General features: G+C 72.6%; 16 protein-coding genes. 6 read left to right on the top strand and 10 right to left on the bottom strand.

What is annotated here, in order from left to right; translation table 11 throughout:
• Positions 1–86: 86 nt before the first annotated feature.
• Positions 87–1,262: an ROK family transcriptional regulator gene (locus ABZU43_RS05675; protein WP_355005374.1), complete on the top strand. Its 1,176-nt coding sequence runs from the start codon at positions 87–89 to the stop codon at positions 1,260–1,262.
• Between the two features lie 124 nt (positions 1,263–1,386).
• On the opposite strand, the gene ABZU43_RS05670 is transcribed toward ABZU43_RS05675, so the two are convergent.
• Together ABZU43_RS05670 and ABZU43_RS05665 are read right to left on the bottom strand one after the other, a co-directional pair.
• On the bottom strand, positions 1,387–2,400 hold the full coding sequence (locus ABZU43_RS05670; RefSeq protein ID WP_355005373.1) for an ABC transporter permease subunit: 1,014 nt from the start codon (positions 2,398–2,400) through the stop codon (positions 1,387–1,389).
• Positions 2,397–3,395 (bottom strand): ATP-binding cassette domain-containing protein, encoded by a 999-nt coding sequence (locus tag ABZU43_RS05665; RefSeq protein WP_355005372.1) that lies wholly within the window; start codon positions 3,393–3,395, stop codon positions 2,397–2,399. The genes ABZU43_RS05670 and ABZU43_RS05665 overlap by 4 nt, the downstream gene beginning before the upstream one ends.
• Before the next feature lie 119 nt (positions 3,396–3,514).
• Here ABZU43_RS05665 and ABZU43_RS05660 point away from each other — a divergent pair, with 119 nt between their 5' ends.
• Positions 3,515–4,315, top strand: coding sequence for an ABC transporter ATP-binding protein (locus ABZU43_RS05660; protein ID WP_355005371.1), 801 nt, complete (start codon positions 3,515–3,517; stop codon positions 4,313–4,315).
• Positions 4,316–4,338: 23 nt separating this feature from the next.
• Positions 4,339–5,235, top strand: a complete 897-nt coding sequence (locus ABZU43_RS05655; protein WP_355005370.1) for a ribokinase — start codon at positions 4,339–4,341, stop codon at positions 5,233–5,235.
• 64 nt (positions 5,236–5,299) lie between these two features.
• Here the strand turns inward: ABZU43_RS05655 and ABZU43_RS05650 are convergent, their stop codons facing one another.
• Positions 5,300–6,232, bottom strand: a complete 933-nt coding sequence (locus ABZU43_RS05650; RefSeq protein WP_355005666.1) for a helix-turn-helix domain-containing protein — start codon at positions 6,230–6,232, stop codon at positions 5,300–5,302.
• Positions 6,233–6,401: 169 nt separating this feature from the next.
• Between ABZU43_RS05650 and ABZU43_RS05645 the strand changes: the two genes are divergently transcribed.
• Positions 6,402–6,860 carry a rhodanese-like domain-containing protein gene (locus tag ABZU43_RS05645; RefSeq protein ID WP_355005369.1) on the top strand — a complete coding sequence of 153 codons (459 nt, stop codon included), beginning with the start codon at positions 6,402–6,404 and terminating at the stop codon, positions 6,858–6,860.
• A gap of 24 nt (positions 6,861–6,884) precedes the next feature.
• Here ABZU43_RS05645 and ABZU43_RS05640 read toward each other — a convergent pair whose 3' ends face one another.
• From ABZU43_RS05640 to ABZU43_RS05625, 4 genes are all read right to left on the bottom strand, one after another.
• On the bottom strand, positions 6,885–7,613 hold the full coding sequence (locus tag ABZU43_RS05640; RefSeq protein ID WP_355005368.1) for a hypothetical protein: 729 nt from the start codon (positions 7,611–7,613) through the stop codon (positions 6,885–6,887).
• Positions 7,614–7,680: 67 nt separating this feature from the next.
• A complete protein-coding gene (locus ABZU43_RS05635; protein WP_355005367.1) occupies positions 7,681–8,070 on the bottom strand; it encodes a hypothetical protein in 390 nt (129 codons plus the stop codon).
• Positions 8,067–8,549, bottom strand: a complete 483-nt coding sequence (locus tag ABZU43_RS05630) for a DUF6232 family protein (protein WP_355005366.1) — start codon at positions 8,547–8,549, stop codon at positions 8,067–8,069. The genes ABZU43_RS05635 and ABZU43_RS05630 overlap by 4 nt, the downstream gene beginning before the upstream one ends.
• 101 nt (positions 8,550–8,650) lie before the next feature.
• Positions 8,651–9,130: a DUF6232 family protein gene (locus ABZU43_RS05625; protein ID WP_355005365.1), complete on the bottom strand. Its 480-nt coding sequence runs from the start codon at positions 9,128–9,130 to the stop codon at positions 8,651–8,653.
• A 98-nt stretch (positions 9,131–9,228) separates the two neighbouring features.
• Between ABZU43_RS05625 and ABZU43_RS05620 the strand changes: the two genes are divergently transcribed.
• Both ABZU43_RS05620 and ABZU43_RS05615 read left to right on the top strand, forming a co-directional pair.
• Positions 9,229–10,002, top strand: coding sequence for an enoyl-CoA hydratase-related protein (locus tag ABZU43_RS05620; protein WP_355005364.1), 774 nt, complete (start codon positions 9,229–9,231; stop codon positions 10,000–10,002).
• A gap of 122 nt (positions 10,003–10,124) precedes the next feature.
• The gene (locus tag ABZU43_RS05615) at positions 10,125–11,747 is read left to right on the top strand and encodes an acetolactate synthase (RefSeq protein ID WP_355005363.1); all 1,623 of its coding nucleotides are present in this window, start codon (positions 10,125–10,127) and stop codon (positions 11,745–11,747) included.
• Between the two features lie 48 nt (positions 11,748–11,795).
• Here the strand turns inward: ABZU43_RS05615 and ABZU43_RS05610 are convergent, their stop codons facing one another.
• From ABZU43_RS05610 to ABZU43_RS05600, 3 genes are read right to left on the bottom strand one after another with little or no spacing between them, the layout of a single operon-like run.
• Entirely contained in the window at positions 11,796–12,203 is a 408-nt protein-coding gene (locus ABZU43_RS05610) for a PLD nuclease N-terminal domain-containing protein (RefSeq protein WP_355005362.1), read from the bottom strand.
• 27 nt (positions 12,204–12,230) lie between these two features.
• Complete coding sequence (locus ABZU43_RS05605; protein WP_355005361.1) at positions 12,231–12,536, bottom strand: DUF202 domain-containing protein; 306 nt, start codon at positions 12,534–12,536, stop codon at positions 12,231–12,233.
• Positions 12,533–12,925 carry a DUF202 domain-containing protein gene (locus ABZU43_RS05600; RefSeq protein ID WP_355005360.1) on the bottom strand — a complete coding sequence of 131 codons (393 nt, stop codon included), beginning with the start codon at positions 12,923–12,925 and terminating at the stop codon, positions 12,533–12,535. The genes ABZU43_RS05605 and ABZU43_RS05600 overlap by 4 nt, the downstream gene beginning before the upstream one ends.
• Positions 12,926–12,941 lie beyond the last annotated feature (16 nt).

Below are 12,941 nucleotides of genomic sequence, written 5' to 3'. Positions count from 1 at the left end.
CACCGTCGGGTGACCGTTACGCTACGGCTACCCGTTCGCAGGTCGGTTTACAGTTAGCAAAGTTTACTAAAACTAGAGGACGTGTCATGAGTGCGACCCGGCTGCCCGGCACCCCCCGTCTGTTGCGGGCGCTCAACGACCGTGCCGCGCTGGAACTGCTCCTCGAACGCGGCCCGCTGACCCGGGCTCGACTCGGCGAGCTGACCGGTCTGTCGAAGGTCACCGCCTCGCAACTTGTCGAGCGGCTGGAGGAGCGCGGCCTCGTCGCGCGGGTCGGCGAGCAGGCCGGCGGGCGGGGGCCGAACGCCCAGCTCTACGCCGTCCGCCCGAGCAGCGCGCACGTCGTCGGCGTGGACGTCGGGCCGGACCGGGTGGTGGCCGCGTGCGCCGACATCACCGGCGCGGTCATCGGCCGGGTGGAGCAGTCGACCCGGGACACCGACGACCCGGTGGGCGTGGTGCACAACGCCGTCGTGCAGGCGGCGAGCAGCGCCCAGGCGCAGCTGAGCAGCGTACGACGGATCGTGCTCGGCACGCCGGGCCTGGTCGACCCCGGCACCGGCGACATCACCTTCGCCTTCAACCTGCCGCGCTGGCACAGCGGTCTGCTCGCCGCGTTGCGGGACGACCTGCACACACCTGTGGTCTTCGAGAACGACGTCAACCTGGCCGCCGTGGCCGAGGCGCAGTCCGGCGAGGCGCGAGGGCTGTCGGACTTCGTGCTGGTCTGGGTGGGCGCCGGCGTCGGCCTGGCGATCATGCTGGGCGGGCGGCTGCACCACGGCAGCAGCGGTGCGGCCGGCGAGATCGGCTACCTTCCGGTGCCTGGCGCGCCCATCCCGCGCGACGTCTCGCGTCGCGCCAAGCCGGCCTTCCAGCAGCTGATCGGTGCGGACTCGGTGCGCGCGGTGGCCCGCGAGCACGGCTACCCGGACGCCGACGCCGCCGAGGCGGTCCGCGCGGCCGTCGCGGCCGGCGCTGACGGCGGCCCGATGCTCGACGAACTGGCCCGTCGGCTCGCGCTCGGCGTGGCCAGCACCTGCGTCGTGCTGGACCCACCGCTGGTCGTGCTCGCCGGCGAGGTGGGCCAGGCCGGTGGGGCGGCGCTCGCCGACCGGGTGCAGCAGGAGGTCGCCGCGATCACCCTGGTCCAGCCGCGAGTGGTGCCGACCGGGCTGACCGAGGAGCCGATCCTGCACGGCGCGCTGCGCACCGCCCTCAACGCCGTGCGCGACGAGGTGTTCGGCTCCACCGTCGGCTGAGCCCGCTGCGGCGGTCATGTGAAGGAATATTTCACCGTGCCCTCACAGCTTGCAAGCTCCTGCCGGGCGTCGGCTCGGCCGTTCCGTCGGGCCGCCCGGACCGGGGCGACCCGACGGCCTCGACTCAGATCAGGTCGCGGCGACGGAACACGGCGAACGCCGCCGCGGTCAGACCGCCGGTGATCGCCAGCAGCACCAACAGCGCCGGCAGCCAGGTCACCGTATAGAACCCATCGCAGTAGGGGAGCTGGCCGCTGCCCCGGCAGACCTGTTCGTCATAGAACCGCGCCTCGCCGTTGAGCCACGCCCCGATGTGACTGGACAGCATGAACAGGTCCGACTTCCGCGCGTCGATGATCTCCAGGACCACTCGGCCACCCAACTCCCAGACCACCGCGTACGCGGCGAGCGCGCCGAGCGCCGCGGACGTGTGCCGACCCAGCGTGGAGATCGCGAAGCCCAGCGCGGAGGCCAGCAGCACCAGCACCAGTCCACGGCCGTGCACCGCGCCGAGTGAGCGCCAGAAGTCACCGTCCAGCCGGCCCGGCAACCCGAAAGCCTGCCCGATCACCCAGAACGTGGCGAGATAGGCCACCGACGCCAGCAGGGCCAGGACCAGCACCGCGCCGAGCAGGGTGCCCAGCTTGGTCGCGAGCACCGTCAACCGGCGCGGCCGCCAGAGCAGCAGGTTCACCACCCCGCCCGAGGTCAGGTCCGCGCCGATGTAGGAGGCGCCGACCAGGAACCCGAACAACACCAGGAACGCGATGAGGAAGTACAGCAGCGGTTGGGCCTGCTCGGCGAAGCTGAACACACCCGGCAGGAAGTCGGCGGCGATCGGCAGCCGGTCCTGCCGGATCGGGTCGATCTCGGAGCAGTCGCTGGGGAAGTACCTGTCCGTGTCGGAGGTCGAGGTGCCGTCCTGGCGGGCCAGGCACTCCTGGTGGGTGGCCTCCAGGTCGCGCCGCGCCTCGGCGGCCTGCGTCCGCGCCGAGTTCAGCTCACTGACGCTCGGCTTGTGGGAGCCGGCAAGGGTGGTCGCCGCCGTGACGGCGAACGCCAACGCCAACAGGACGACCATGAGCTGCACGAAGCGACGCGCGGACAGTCGCTCCAACTCGGCACGCACCAGGTTCACGCGTCCACTCCCCGATTGAGGTCGATCACAGCTTCGCCCTGCGGCAGCGACGGGTCGCCGACCTGCCGGGGCACCGACGGATGCTCGTACGCGCCGGTCAGCTCCAGGAAGACGCTCTCCAGATCCGGTCGCAGCGGCGTCAGCTCGCCCACCCACAGACCCTGCTCACCGAGCACCCGGCTGATCGCCGTCGGGTCGCTCACCCCGCTCACCACCAACGCTCCGCCGTCCACCACCGCCGTCAGCTCGGCCGCGTGCAGCAGCTCGACGGCCCGCTCCGGCTCGGCCACCCGGACCAGGAACTCGTGCCGGTCGTGGCCCGCCAGCACCTCGTCCACCCGACCGGTCGCGACCCGCCGCCCCCGAGAGATGATCGTGACGTGGTCGCAGATCAGCTGGATCTCGCCCAGGATGTGACTGGACACCAGCACTGTCACCCCGTTGGCCGCCAGCGACCGCATCAGGTCCCGCATCTCCCGGATGCCCGCCGGGTCCAGCCCGTTCGCCGGCTCGTCCAGGATGAGCAGACGTGGGTCCTTCAACAGTGCGGACGCCACCGCCAGACGCTGCTTCATGCCCAGCGAGTAGCCCTTCACCCGCTCATCGCCCCGGTCGTGCAGGCCCACCAGATCCAGCACCTCGTCCACCCGCGAGACCGGCACACCACCGGCGCGGGCCAACAATCGCAGCGTGCGGTAGCCGGTGAAGTTGCCGAAGAACTGCGGGCTCTCCACGATGGCGCCGACCTGACCCGCCACCCGGGGCAGCAACTCCGGCGACGGTTCGCCGAGCACCATCATCCGGCCGCTGTCGGCGCGTACCAGCCCGAGCAGGGCCCGCAGGGTGGTGGTCTTGCCCGAGCCGTTGGGGCCCAGGAAGCCGTGGACCTGGCCCGCCTCGACCAGCAGGTCGAACCCGTCCACCGCCACCCGTCGGCCGCTGCGCAGGCTGCGGAAACTCTTGCGTAGACCCTCGATCTCAATGACCGCGCTCATCTGCGCAGCTCCGTACGTCGGCTGGGCATGGGTCGTCCTTCGGGCTTGGTGATCAATGACACGGCGCTTCACCCTATGGCTGAGGTGCCGCCCATGGGGGGCACCCCGGCGCTGCGTGGTTGGATGGTGCGGTGAACCCGGATCTGGTGGTCAGCCTCGACGGCGTCGGCGTGCGCCGCTCCGGCACCGCCCTCCTAGAGGACCTGACCTGGCGTGTCGAGTTGGACGAGCGGTGGGTCGTGCTCGGCTCCAACGGTGCCGGCAAGACCACACTGCTCAACCTCGCCGCCGGCCGGCTGCACCCCACCACTGGTGTCGCGCACGTGCTCGGCGAGCGGATCGGCCGCACCGACGTCAACGAGCTGCGTACCCGGATCGGGCTCACCACCGCCGCGATCGCCGAGCGGCTGCCCGCCGACGAGCGGGTCAGCGACGTGGTGGTGACCGCCGCCTGGTCGGTGGTCGGCCGTTGGCGGGAGAACTACGACCGTGGCGACGAGGCGCGGGCGCGGGCACTGCTGAGTCAACTCGGCGTCGGTGGTCTCGCCGAACGCCGCTACGGCACCCTCTCCGAGGGTGAGCGCAAGCGGGTGCAGATCGCCCGTGCCCTGATGACCGACCCGGAGCTGCTGCTGCTCGACGAGCCCGCCGCCGGGCTCGACCTGGGCGGTCGGGAAGACCTGGTCGCCCGACTGGCCGAGCTGGCGTACGACCCGGACGCCCCGGCGATGGTGCTGGTCACCCACCACGTCGAGGAGATCCCGCCCGGTTTCACCCACGCGATGCTCCTGCGCGAGGGCGGAGTCGTCGCCCAGGGCCTGCTCACCGAGACGCTGACCGGTGACAACCTCTCCAAGACCTTCGGGCTGCCACTCGTCGTCGAGCGGTCGGGCGACCGCTTCACCGCCCGCGCCGCCTGAGCATCGGACAGGCGGAGACGGCCGTGCCGCAGACCCGGGTCGCCGTGGTGGGCAGCGCGAACATGGACCTGGTCGCGATGGCCCCCGCGCTGCCCCGACAGGGCGAGACCATGCTCGGCACCGACTTCGTGATGGTGCCCGGCGGCAAGGGTGCCAACCAGGCCGTGGCCGCGGCCCGGGCCGGCGCCTCCTGTGCCTTCCTCGGCGCGATCGGCTCGGACGCCTTCGGCGTCACCCTCAAGGCCCGCATCACAGCGGCCGGCGTGGACACCAGTCAGCTTCGCGTGGTCTACGGCACCTCGGGAGTGGCGCTGGTCATGGTCAACGCCCAGGGGGACAACGCCATCGTGGTCACCCCCGGCGCGAACGACGCCCTGGTCGGCCTCAGCAAGGAGGAGCTGACCACCGTCCGTACGGCGGACGTCCTGGTCGCGCAACTGGAGATCCCGGTGCAGACCGTGACTGCCGCCGCGGTGGCCGCCCGCGAGGCCGGCACCAGGGTCATCCTGAACGCCGCCCCCGCGCGGGACCTCCCACCCGAGCTGCTCGCCGCCGTGGACCTGCTGGTCGTCAACGAGGGTGAGGCGCAGGCGCTCGCCGGCCGGGGTCGGGAGGAGCCGCGCGCGCTGCTCGACCTGACTCCCCGGGCCGTGCTCACTCTCGGCGGGGAGGGCGCCTGGTACGTCGACCGGGACGGCGCCGAGGTGCACGTGCCGGCGGTACGGGTCGACGTGGTCGACTCCACCGCCGCCGGTGACGCGTTCACCGCCGCGCTGGCCGTCGGCTGGGGCGAAGGGCGCGACCTGGTCGACGCGGTGCGCTGGGCGTCGGCGGCCGGCGCTGCCTGCGTCCGCAAGCTCGGCGCCTCGGTGGCGCTGCCGCAACGCGCCGAGATCGACGAGCTGTACGTACCGGCCTGAGCGCGTTCCGCGCTGAGCCGGCTGAGCGCGGTCCGCGCTGAGCCGGTCCGACCGTCGCGGCGTGTCACGCCCGCTCGCCGGCGCCGGTGCGAAAGGCCCGGCGGTACGCCGACGGTGAGGTCAGCATGACCCGGCCGAAGTGGTGGCGGTAGGTCACGGGGGTGTCGAAGCCCACCGCGCGGGCGACCTGCTCGACAGCGGCGTCGGTCTCCTCCAGCAGTGCCAGGCTGGCGCGGACCCGCTGCTCGACCAGCCAACGGATCGGGCTGGTGCCGGTGGCTCGGGCGAAATGCCGCAGGTACGTGCGGGACGACATGTGCGCCCGGTCGGCGAGCTGGGCGACGCTCAACGGCTCGGCGAGGTGGGCGAGTGCCCAGTCGAGGCTGACCGCGATCCGGTCGTCGGCCGGGTCGGCGGGCACCGGCGCCTCGACGAACTGGGCCTGCCCGCCGTCGCGGTGCGGCGGGATCACCAGTCGTCGGGCGACCGCGTTGGCGATCGCCGCGCCGTGATCACGCCGGATCACGTGTACGCAGAGGTCCAGCCCGGCCGCGCTGCCGGCACTGGTGAGCAGGTCGCCGTCATCGAGGTAGAGCACGTCCGGGTCCACCTCGACCAGTGGGTAGCGCCGCGCCAGCAGCTCCGCGTACCGCCAGTGGGTAGTGGCCCGGCGGCCGTCCAGGAGGCCCGCCCCCGCCAGCGCGAACGCGCCCGAGCAGATCGACATGATTCGGGCACCGCGCCGGTGCGCCTCACCCAGCGCGGTCACCAGCTCGGGCGACGGGTCAGCGGTCACGTCCGGTACGCCGGGCACGATCACCGTCCGCGCCGCCGCCAGCTCGGCCAGGCCGTACGGGGTGTGCAGGCTCGCTCCGCCGACCACCGGCACCGGCCCCGGCCGCTCGGCGCAGACCACGAGGTCGTACCAGTCGACGTCGAATTCGGGCCGGGCCAGTCCGAACACCTCGGTCACGATCCCGGTCTCGAACACCGACATCCCCGGGTACGCGAGCACGGCGACCCGGTGCGCGGCCGCCCGTCGTCGAGGCGCGGGGAGCGGTCGCGGACCGGTAGTGGTGGCCGTCGGGATCGGCATGGCGGGATGTTAGCGCAGGATGTCGTTCCCGCCACTCGTTCCGAGGTGGCCTGCTGGCGAGGATCGGTGCATGACCTTCACCTTCGCCGTTCCGCAGGCCGATCCGGCCACCGCCGCCGCCTGGTTCCGCAATCGGCTCAGCGTCGAGACCGACGTCAGTGACGTGCACGCCGACCTGTCGGCCCGTACCCCGGGTCTGGTGGTCGTCGACTCCCGGGGCGCGGCCGCCTGGGCGCAGGGGCACCTCCCCGGCGCGGTGCACCTGCCCACCGCTGAGATCGCGACCCGGTCGGCGGACCTGATCCCGCCGGGGTCGGCGGTTGTGACCTACTGCTGGGGTCCCGGCTGCAACGGCGCGACCCGGGCGGCGCTGGAGTTCGCCCGGCTGGGCCATCCCGTGAAGGAGATGCTCGGCGGGTTCGAATACTGGGTCAGGGAGGGGCTGCCGGTGGTGACGGAGGCCGGGCTGACCCGACGACCGGTCGACGACCTCACCGCGCCCGCCACGACGATCACCTGCGACTGCTGATCCACGGCACGGGCGGGCTGGCGTTCACCCCACCGGCTCGTCGGCGAGCTTCTCGCCACGGCGGCGCAGCATGCCCAGCCCGGGGATGCCGGCCACGGCGAGCTTGAGGTCACGGGTGACGTCGAGCAGGTCGTGCAGGTCGGGGCCGACCCGGTCCAGTGTGGCCAGGATCGGCAGGATGTCCGCCGTCAGATGCTCCCGGAGCTTCGGCAGCTCGTCGATCAGGTGGATCGCCGCGGTGATCTCCTCGTGGCTCAGCTCCCCGACGAACCGCTCGGCCATCGGTGCGGCCCGGCGCAGCGCCGGCTCGTACGCCGCCAGCAACTCGGCTGCGGTGGCGGCGGCCTCCGTCGCGGTGCCCACGGTGACGGAGGCGCGGTTCGCGACCCGGTCGGCCTCGGCGACCACGGTGCCCGCCACCCGGGAGACCCGGTCGGCCTCGGCGACCACCACGGCGGCGGCGGAGGCCACCTCGGTGGCCGTGTCGATGGCGGTGGTCGCGGCGGCGCTGATGACTGCCACCTCGCGGACCGCGCCCTCGGCGTCGCTGAGCACCTGGTCGGTCCGGTCCAGGGTCGTCTCGATCCGGTCGACCACGCCGTTGATCCTGGCCAGCAGCTGCTCCACCCCGTCGAGCACGGCGAACGCGCGGGCGGGCACGGCGGCCATCGAGGCGGCCGAGCCGAGCGCCTGGTCGAGGGCGTAGCGGGTCAGACCGACCACGGCAGTCGGGGTGGGGAGGGGAATCGCCATGGGGTCAAGTGTGCGTCGGCCGTGCCACAACCGCCCGTCGGAGCAGGTCAGCGTGACTGTCGACAGGTCAGCGTGACTGTCGACCGGCGGTGTCGGCGCGGGCCACCCGCAGCGCCCACCAGATCAGCGGCACCTGCAACGGCACCCGGCCGTACGCGATGGCCCGCTGTGTCGGGCGTCGGCGCCGCCAGTCCACTGCCATCTTGACGTTCGCCGGCAGGACGGCGACGAAGAGGGCGGCGGCTGCGCGGCCGCCGGCCCGCCGGGTGGCCGGGTTCGCGACAGCCGCAGCCACCACCAGTTCGGCGACCCCGCTGGCGTACGTCCAGAAACGGGGCGGGCCGGGCAGCGCACGCGGCACGATCGGGTCGTAGACGCCGGGGCGTACCAGATGGGTGACGCCGGCCGTCGCGAGCAGGCCGGCCAGGGCGACGGCCTCGCGGCGGCGGGTGGTCATCGGTGGTCCCCCTGTTGTTCGACGGCGCGCTGCACGGCCCGGTAGATCTGCCCGAACCGTAGCGCGTCCGGGGTGCGCACCAGCAGGTCCTCCCGGCCGTGGTGCTGCACCCACAACTCGTGCACGTGGCTGCCGCGCTCGTAGGAGCGGTCCAGCCAGCCGAGGGGAATCTCCAGGAACGGTGCCAGCGCGAGCGCCCCCGCCGCGCAGGCGGCCAGGATGATCAGCGCCAGCTGCCAGTTGCCTCGATCCTGAGCCGACCAGGCCAGCGACAGCACGCAGACCACGGCGACCAGCGGCGGCAGCGAGAGCAGCAGGACCAGGACACCGCGCCCCAGCACACGGCCGCGTACGGCGAGGGTCTTCTGCCCCCGTGCGTGCCAGACGAACGTCACGTCGGACAGGGCGATCACGTGACCACCCGCCCGGATCGACTCGGAGGTCACCTGCACCGCGTCGTCCCGGTAATAGAGGGTCATCACTAAGCCTAACCACCGCGGTGCAAACCTCGGCGGGGTCGGCCGGCCGTGCCCGTGCCCGTGCGGTCTGCCGTGCCCGTGCCTCGAACGGGACAGGCCGGCTAGCGGCGCGTGACGGGGTGGGCCGGCTGGCTGTGCTCCACCGCGCGTTGCACCGCCCGGTAGATCTGCCCGAAGCGCAGCGCGTCACCGGTGTGCAGCAGACGCACCGGCTGGCCCCGCCAACGGGCCCAGATCTCCAGTTGGCGGCTGCCCCGGGCGTACGAGCGGTCCAGGTGTTCGAAGAGGAAGTCGGCCACCGGCCCGACGGCCAGGCCGACAAGCACCGACGCGCCGACGATCGCGATCGTCACGGTGGGGGAGCGGTGCAGCCAGACGGCCACGCCGATGCCGAGCACCGCCGCGACCAGCGGGCCGGCGAGCGCAGCGCCGAGCGCGCCCCGCCCCACCAGCACACGCCAGGAGCGGGTGCCCCGGCGGTGCCAGATCATGGTGATGTCGGCAAGCTTGTAGCTGCGACCGTCCACGCGAAGAGTGGTGGAGGTGACCTGCACCGACCTGTCGTCGTAATACGTGATCATGGCTGGACTCCCGCCCACGGGGCTGACACCACACTACTTACCCAAACGAGCCGGGTCGTAAGGTTGGCACGCGACTTCGACGAGGAAGTGAGGGCAGCGTGGGCGAGTTCGTTCGGCTGGAGACCACTGACGGCATCGGCACGATCCGGCTGGAGCGGCCGCCGATGAACGCGCTCAACACCCAGGTGCAGGAGGAGTTGCGCGCCGCCGCGACGGCGGCCACCGCCGATCCCGAGGTCCGCGCGGTCATCGTGTACGGCGGGGAGAAGGTCTTCGCCGCCGGCGCCGACATCAAGCAGATGGCTGACATGTCCTACGTGGACATGGCCGACCGGGCGGCGAACCTGTCCAGCGCGCTCGGCGCGATCGCCCGGATCCCCAAGCCGGTGGTCGCCGCGATCACCGGGTACGCCCTCGGTGGCGGCTGTGAGCTGGCGTTGGCCTGTGACTGGCGGATCGTCGCCGAGGACGCCAAGCTCGGCCAGCCGGAGATCAAGCTCGGCATCATCCCGGGTGCCGGCGGCACCCAGCGGCTCGCCCGCCTGGTCGGCCCGGCCCGCGCCAAGGATCTGATCATGACGGGCCGGATGGTCGACGCCGAGGAGGCCCTGCGGATCGGCCTGGCCGACCGCGTGGTCCCGGCCGCCGAGGTCTACGAGGCCGCTGTCGCCTACGTGAAGCCGTACCTGACGGGCCCGGTGCAGGCGCTGCGCGCGGCGAAGCTGGCGGTCGACGGCGGCCTGGACATGGACCTGAACTCGGGCCTCGCCTGGGAGAGTCAGCTCTTCGCGGCGCTGTTCGCCACCGACGACCGGCGCGAGGGCATGGCGGCCTTCGTCGAGAAGCGCAAGCCGGGCTTCACCGGCCGCTGACCCGTCGCCTCCCGCCCCGACGGCGCCCTGACCTCGGCACCGTCCACCGGCCGGGGCCACGGTCGCAGGGCCAAGTGACTGGCCGGTAACCTGTGATCCCGGCCACGGACGATGGGAGCGACATGACGGAGCGGATCGAGGGTCACGGCGGCGAGTTGGCGCTCGCGGCACTACGCGCGCACGGCGTACGGGAGATGTTCACGCTGTCCGGCGGGCACGTCTTCCCGCTATACGACGCCGCGTACAAGACCGACTTCCCGATCTACGACGTCCGGCACGAGCAGTCCGCGGTCTTCGCCGCCGAGGCCGTGGCCAAGCTCCAGCGCCGCCCAGGCCTCGCCGTGCTCACCGCGGGGCCCGGTGTCACCAACGGCATCTCCGGCATGACCAGCGCGTTCTTCAACGCCTCGCCGGTGCTGGTGCTCGGCGGGCGCGCGCCCGCGTTCCGCTGGGGCTCGGGCAGCCTCCAGGAGATGGACCACCTGCCGCTGGTCGCCCCGGTCACCAAGCACGCCGAGACGGTGTTCAGCACCGACGACATCCCGCGTGCGGTGGGTGCGGCGCTGAACGCCGCGCTCACCCCGCACCGGGGCCCGGCCTTCCTCGACTTCCCGCTGGAGACGGTCTTCTCGGTCGCGGAGGCCGAGCTGCCCACCGTGACTGGTGTCGACCCGATCGCCCCGGATCCGGAGGAGGTCGGCCGCGCGGCGTTGCTCATCGCCGGGGCGCAGCGGCCGGTCATCATCGCCGGCTCCGACGTGTACGCGGGCGACGCGGTCGCCGCGCTGCGCGAGGCGGCCGAGGCGTTGCAGGTGCCGGTCTTCGCCAACGGCATGGGTCGCGGCTCGCTCCCGCCGGAGCACCCGCTGGCGTTCGCCAAGGCCCGACGGGCCGCGCTCTCCGGCGCCGACGTGGTCGTGGTGGTGGGCACTCCGCTGGACTTCCGGCTCAGCTTCGGTGACTTCGGTGACGCCAAGGTGGTGCACATCGTCGACGCCCCCAGCCAGCGGGCGACGCACGTGCAGCCGGCCGCCGCACCCGCCGGTGACCTGCGCCTGATCCTCTCCGCGCTCGCCGATCACTCCGGTGACCGGGCCGACCACTCCGACTGGATCGCCGACCTGCGCATTGCCGAGGACGCGGCGAAGGCTCGGGACGCCGCGGAGATGGCTGCCGAGACCGACCCGATCCGCCCGGCCCGGATCTACGGCGAGCTGCGTCGGGCGCTCGCCCCGGACGCGATCACCATCGGCGACGGCGGCGACTTCGTGTCGTACGCCGGGCGGTACCTGGAGCCGGCCCAGCCCGGCACGTGGCTGGACCCGGGCCCGTACGGCTGCCTCGGCACCGGCATGGGTTACGCGATGGGGGCCAGGGTCAGTCACCCGGACCGGCAGATCTGCGTGCTGATGGGCGACGGCGCGGCGGGCTTCTCGCTGATGGACGTCGAGTCGCTGGTCCGCCAGAAGCTGCCGGTGGTGATCGTCGTCGGCAACAACGGCATCTGGGGGCTGGAGAAGCACCCGATGCGTGCCATGTACGGCTACGACGTTGCCGCCGACCTCCAGCCGGAGCTGCGGTACGACACGGTGGTCAGCGCGCTCGGCGGGGCAGGGGAGACGGTCGCCAAGGCGGCCGACCTGGGCCCGGCGCTCCAGCGGGCGTTCGACTCCGGAGTGCCGTACCTGGTGAACGTGCTCACCGACCCGACCGACGCGTACCCCCGGTCGTCGAACCTGGCCTGAGTCGCACCCGCCGCCGCCGTCGCTCCCGCGTCGGCGGCGGCGGCGCGCTCACACCTCCGGTCGGTCGCCCTCGCGCGGCGGCTCACCGTCGCGGCGGCGCAGGTCGTCCTCGCGTCGCCGCAGGTCTTCCTCCCAGCGTTGGAACAGCTCCTGGTCCTGCTGCTGGGCGCGTTCCTCGACGGAGCGCAGGAACTCCGGGTCGTCGTCGGGGGCCACCTGCCGTGGACGCTGCCGCTCGCCGCCGCCCGGCCAACCCTTGCCGGCGCCGGGGCTGGGCTCCCGGCCGACGATGAACCAGGCGATCGAGCCGACCAGCGGGAAGAACAAGATGATCAGCACCCAGGCGATCCGGGGAAGGGCGCGGATCTTGCCCTCCTCGGCGGAGAGACAGCTGATCAGCGCGCAGACGGCGAGGACAATCTGCACCAGGAAGAGGAGTACGCCAAGCCGGGCCATGCACCCATGATGACGCACCGGCGCGCGTCACCACAGTCCGCGCAGAACCAGCAGCACCCCCAGTAACGCCAGCACCACGGTGCCCACAGTGACCAGGGGAAGTGTCCGGCCGCCGGTGCGGGCCGGACCGGTGCCCGTGCCCCGGGGCCAGCAGAGCACCAGCAGGGTGCCCCACACCAGAACGGTGCCGCCGGCGATCAGCGCACCGGTCGGGTCGCCCGTCGCCGCCAGCCGGACGGCGAGCACGCTCACCACGGTCACAGTGAGCAGGGTGCGCCGCCAGGCCAGCCGGGTCCGCTCCGGTTGCAGCCCCGGGTCGCGTCCGGTGCTCACCGCCCGCCGACCGCGCGGAGCAGGACGGCGACCACCAGCAGTAAGGCGCCGACGCCGACGGCGAGCGCCAGGATGGCGGGAAACCGGGACGCGGGCAGCTCCTGACCGAGCCGGATGGCCCGCTCGGTACGAGCCCAGTGGTCCACAGCGCGGATCGCGACCGCCGCGCCGAGCAGCAGCAACGACACCGCGATCACCTCCCGCAGGTGGCTCATCGGCAGGGGTGGCAGGAACTGCGCGGTGGCCAGCCCGCCACCGACGAGCGCCAACCCGGTGCGTAGCCAGGCGAGGAAGGTCCGTTCGTTGGCCAGGGAGAAGCGGTAGTCCGGTGTCTCACCGACAGCGCGTGCCTCCGCCGGGTCGAACCACCGCCTGATCGCCTCCCACACAGTGGGAGAATATCCG

Origin of the sequence: Micromonospora sp. NPDC005205 (genome assembly GCF_040608275.1) — a bacterium.
GTDB lineage: Bacteria > Actinomycetota > Actinomycetes > Mycobacteriales > Micromonosporaceae > Micromonospora.
Note: the sequence above shows the minus strand (reverse complement) of the source record. Positions and strands in the feature narration are given on the sequence as shown.

Excerpts from the sequence above, each read along its gene's own strand:
- ABZU43_RS05610 (WP_355005362.1), bottom strand. The coding sequence starts at position 12,203 with ATGGCCCGGCTTGGCGTACTCCTCTTCCTGGTGCAGATTGTCCTCGCC.
- ABZU43_RS05650 (WP_355005666.1), bottom strand. The coding sequence starts at position 6,232 with ATGTCGGTGTTCGAGACCGGGATCGTGACCGAGGTGTTCGGACTGGCC.
- ABZU43_RS05635 (WP_355005367.1), bottom strand. The coding sequence starts at position 8,070 with ATGACCACCCGCCGCCGCGAGGCCGTCGCCCTGGCCGGCCTGCTCGCG.
- ABZU43_RS05625 (WP_355005365.1), bottom strand. The coding sequence starts at position 9,130 with ATGATCACGTATTACGACGACAGGTCGGTGCAGGTCACCTCCACCACT.
- ABZU43_RS05665 (WP_355005372.1), bottom strand. The coding sequence starts at position 3,395 with ATGAGCGCGGTCATTGAGATCGAGGGTCTACGCAAGAGTTTCCGCAGC.
- ABZU43_RS05675 (WP_355005374.1), top strand. The coding sequence starts at position 87 with ATGAGTGCGACCCGGCTGCCCGGCACCCCCCGTCTGTTGCGGGCGCTC.
- ABZU43_RS05640 (WP_355005368.1), bottom strand. The coding sequence starts at position 7,613 with ATGGCGATTCCCCTCCCCACCCCGACTGCCGTGGTCGGTCTGACCCGC.
- ABZU43_RS05615 (WP_355005363.1), top strand. The coding sequence starts at position 10,125 with ATGACGGAGCGGATCGAGGGTCACGGCGGCGAGTTGGCGCTCGCGGCA.
- ABZU43_RS05630 (WP_355005366.1), bottom strand. The coding sequence starts at position 8,549 with ATGACCCTCTATTACCGGGACGACGCGGTGCAGGTGACCTCCGAGTCG.
- ABZU43_RS05645 (WP_355005369.1), top strand. The coding sequence starts at position 6,402 with ATGACCTTCACCTTCGCCGTTCCGCAGGCCGATCCGGCCACCGCCGCC.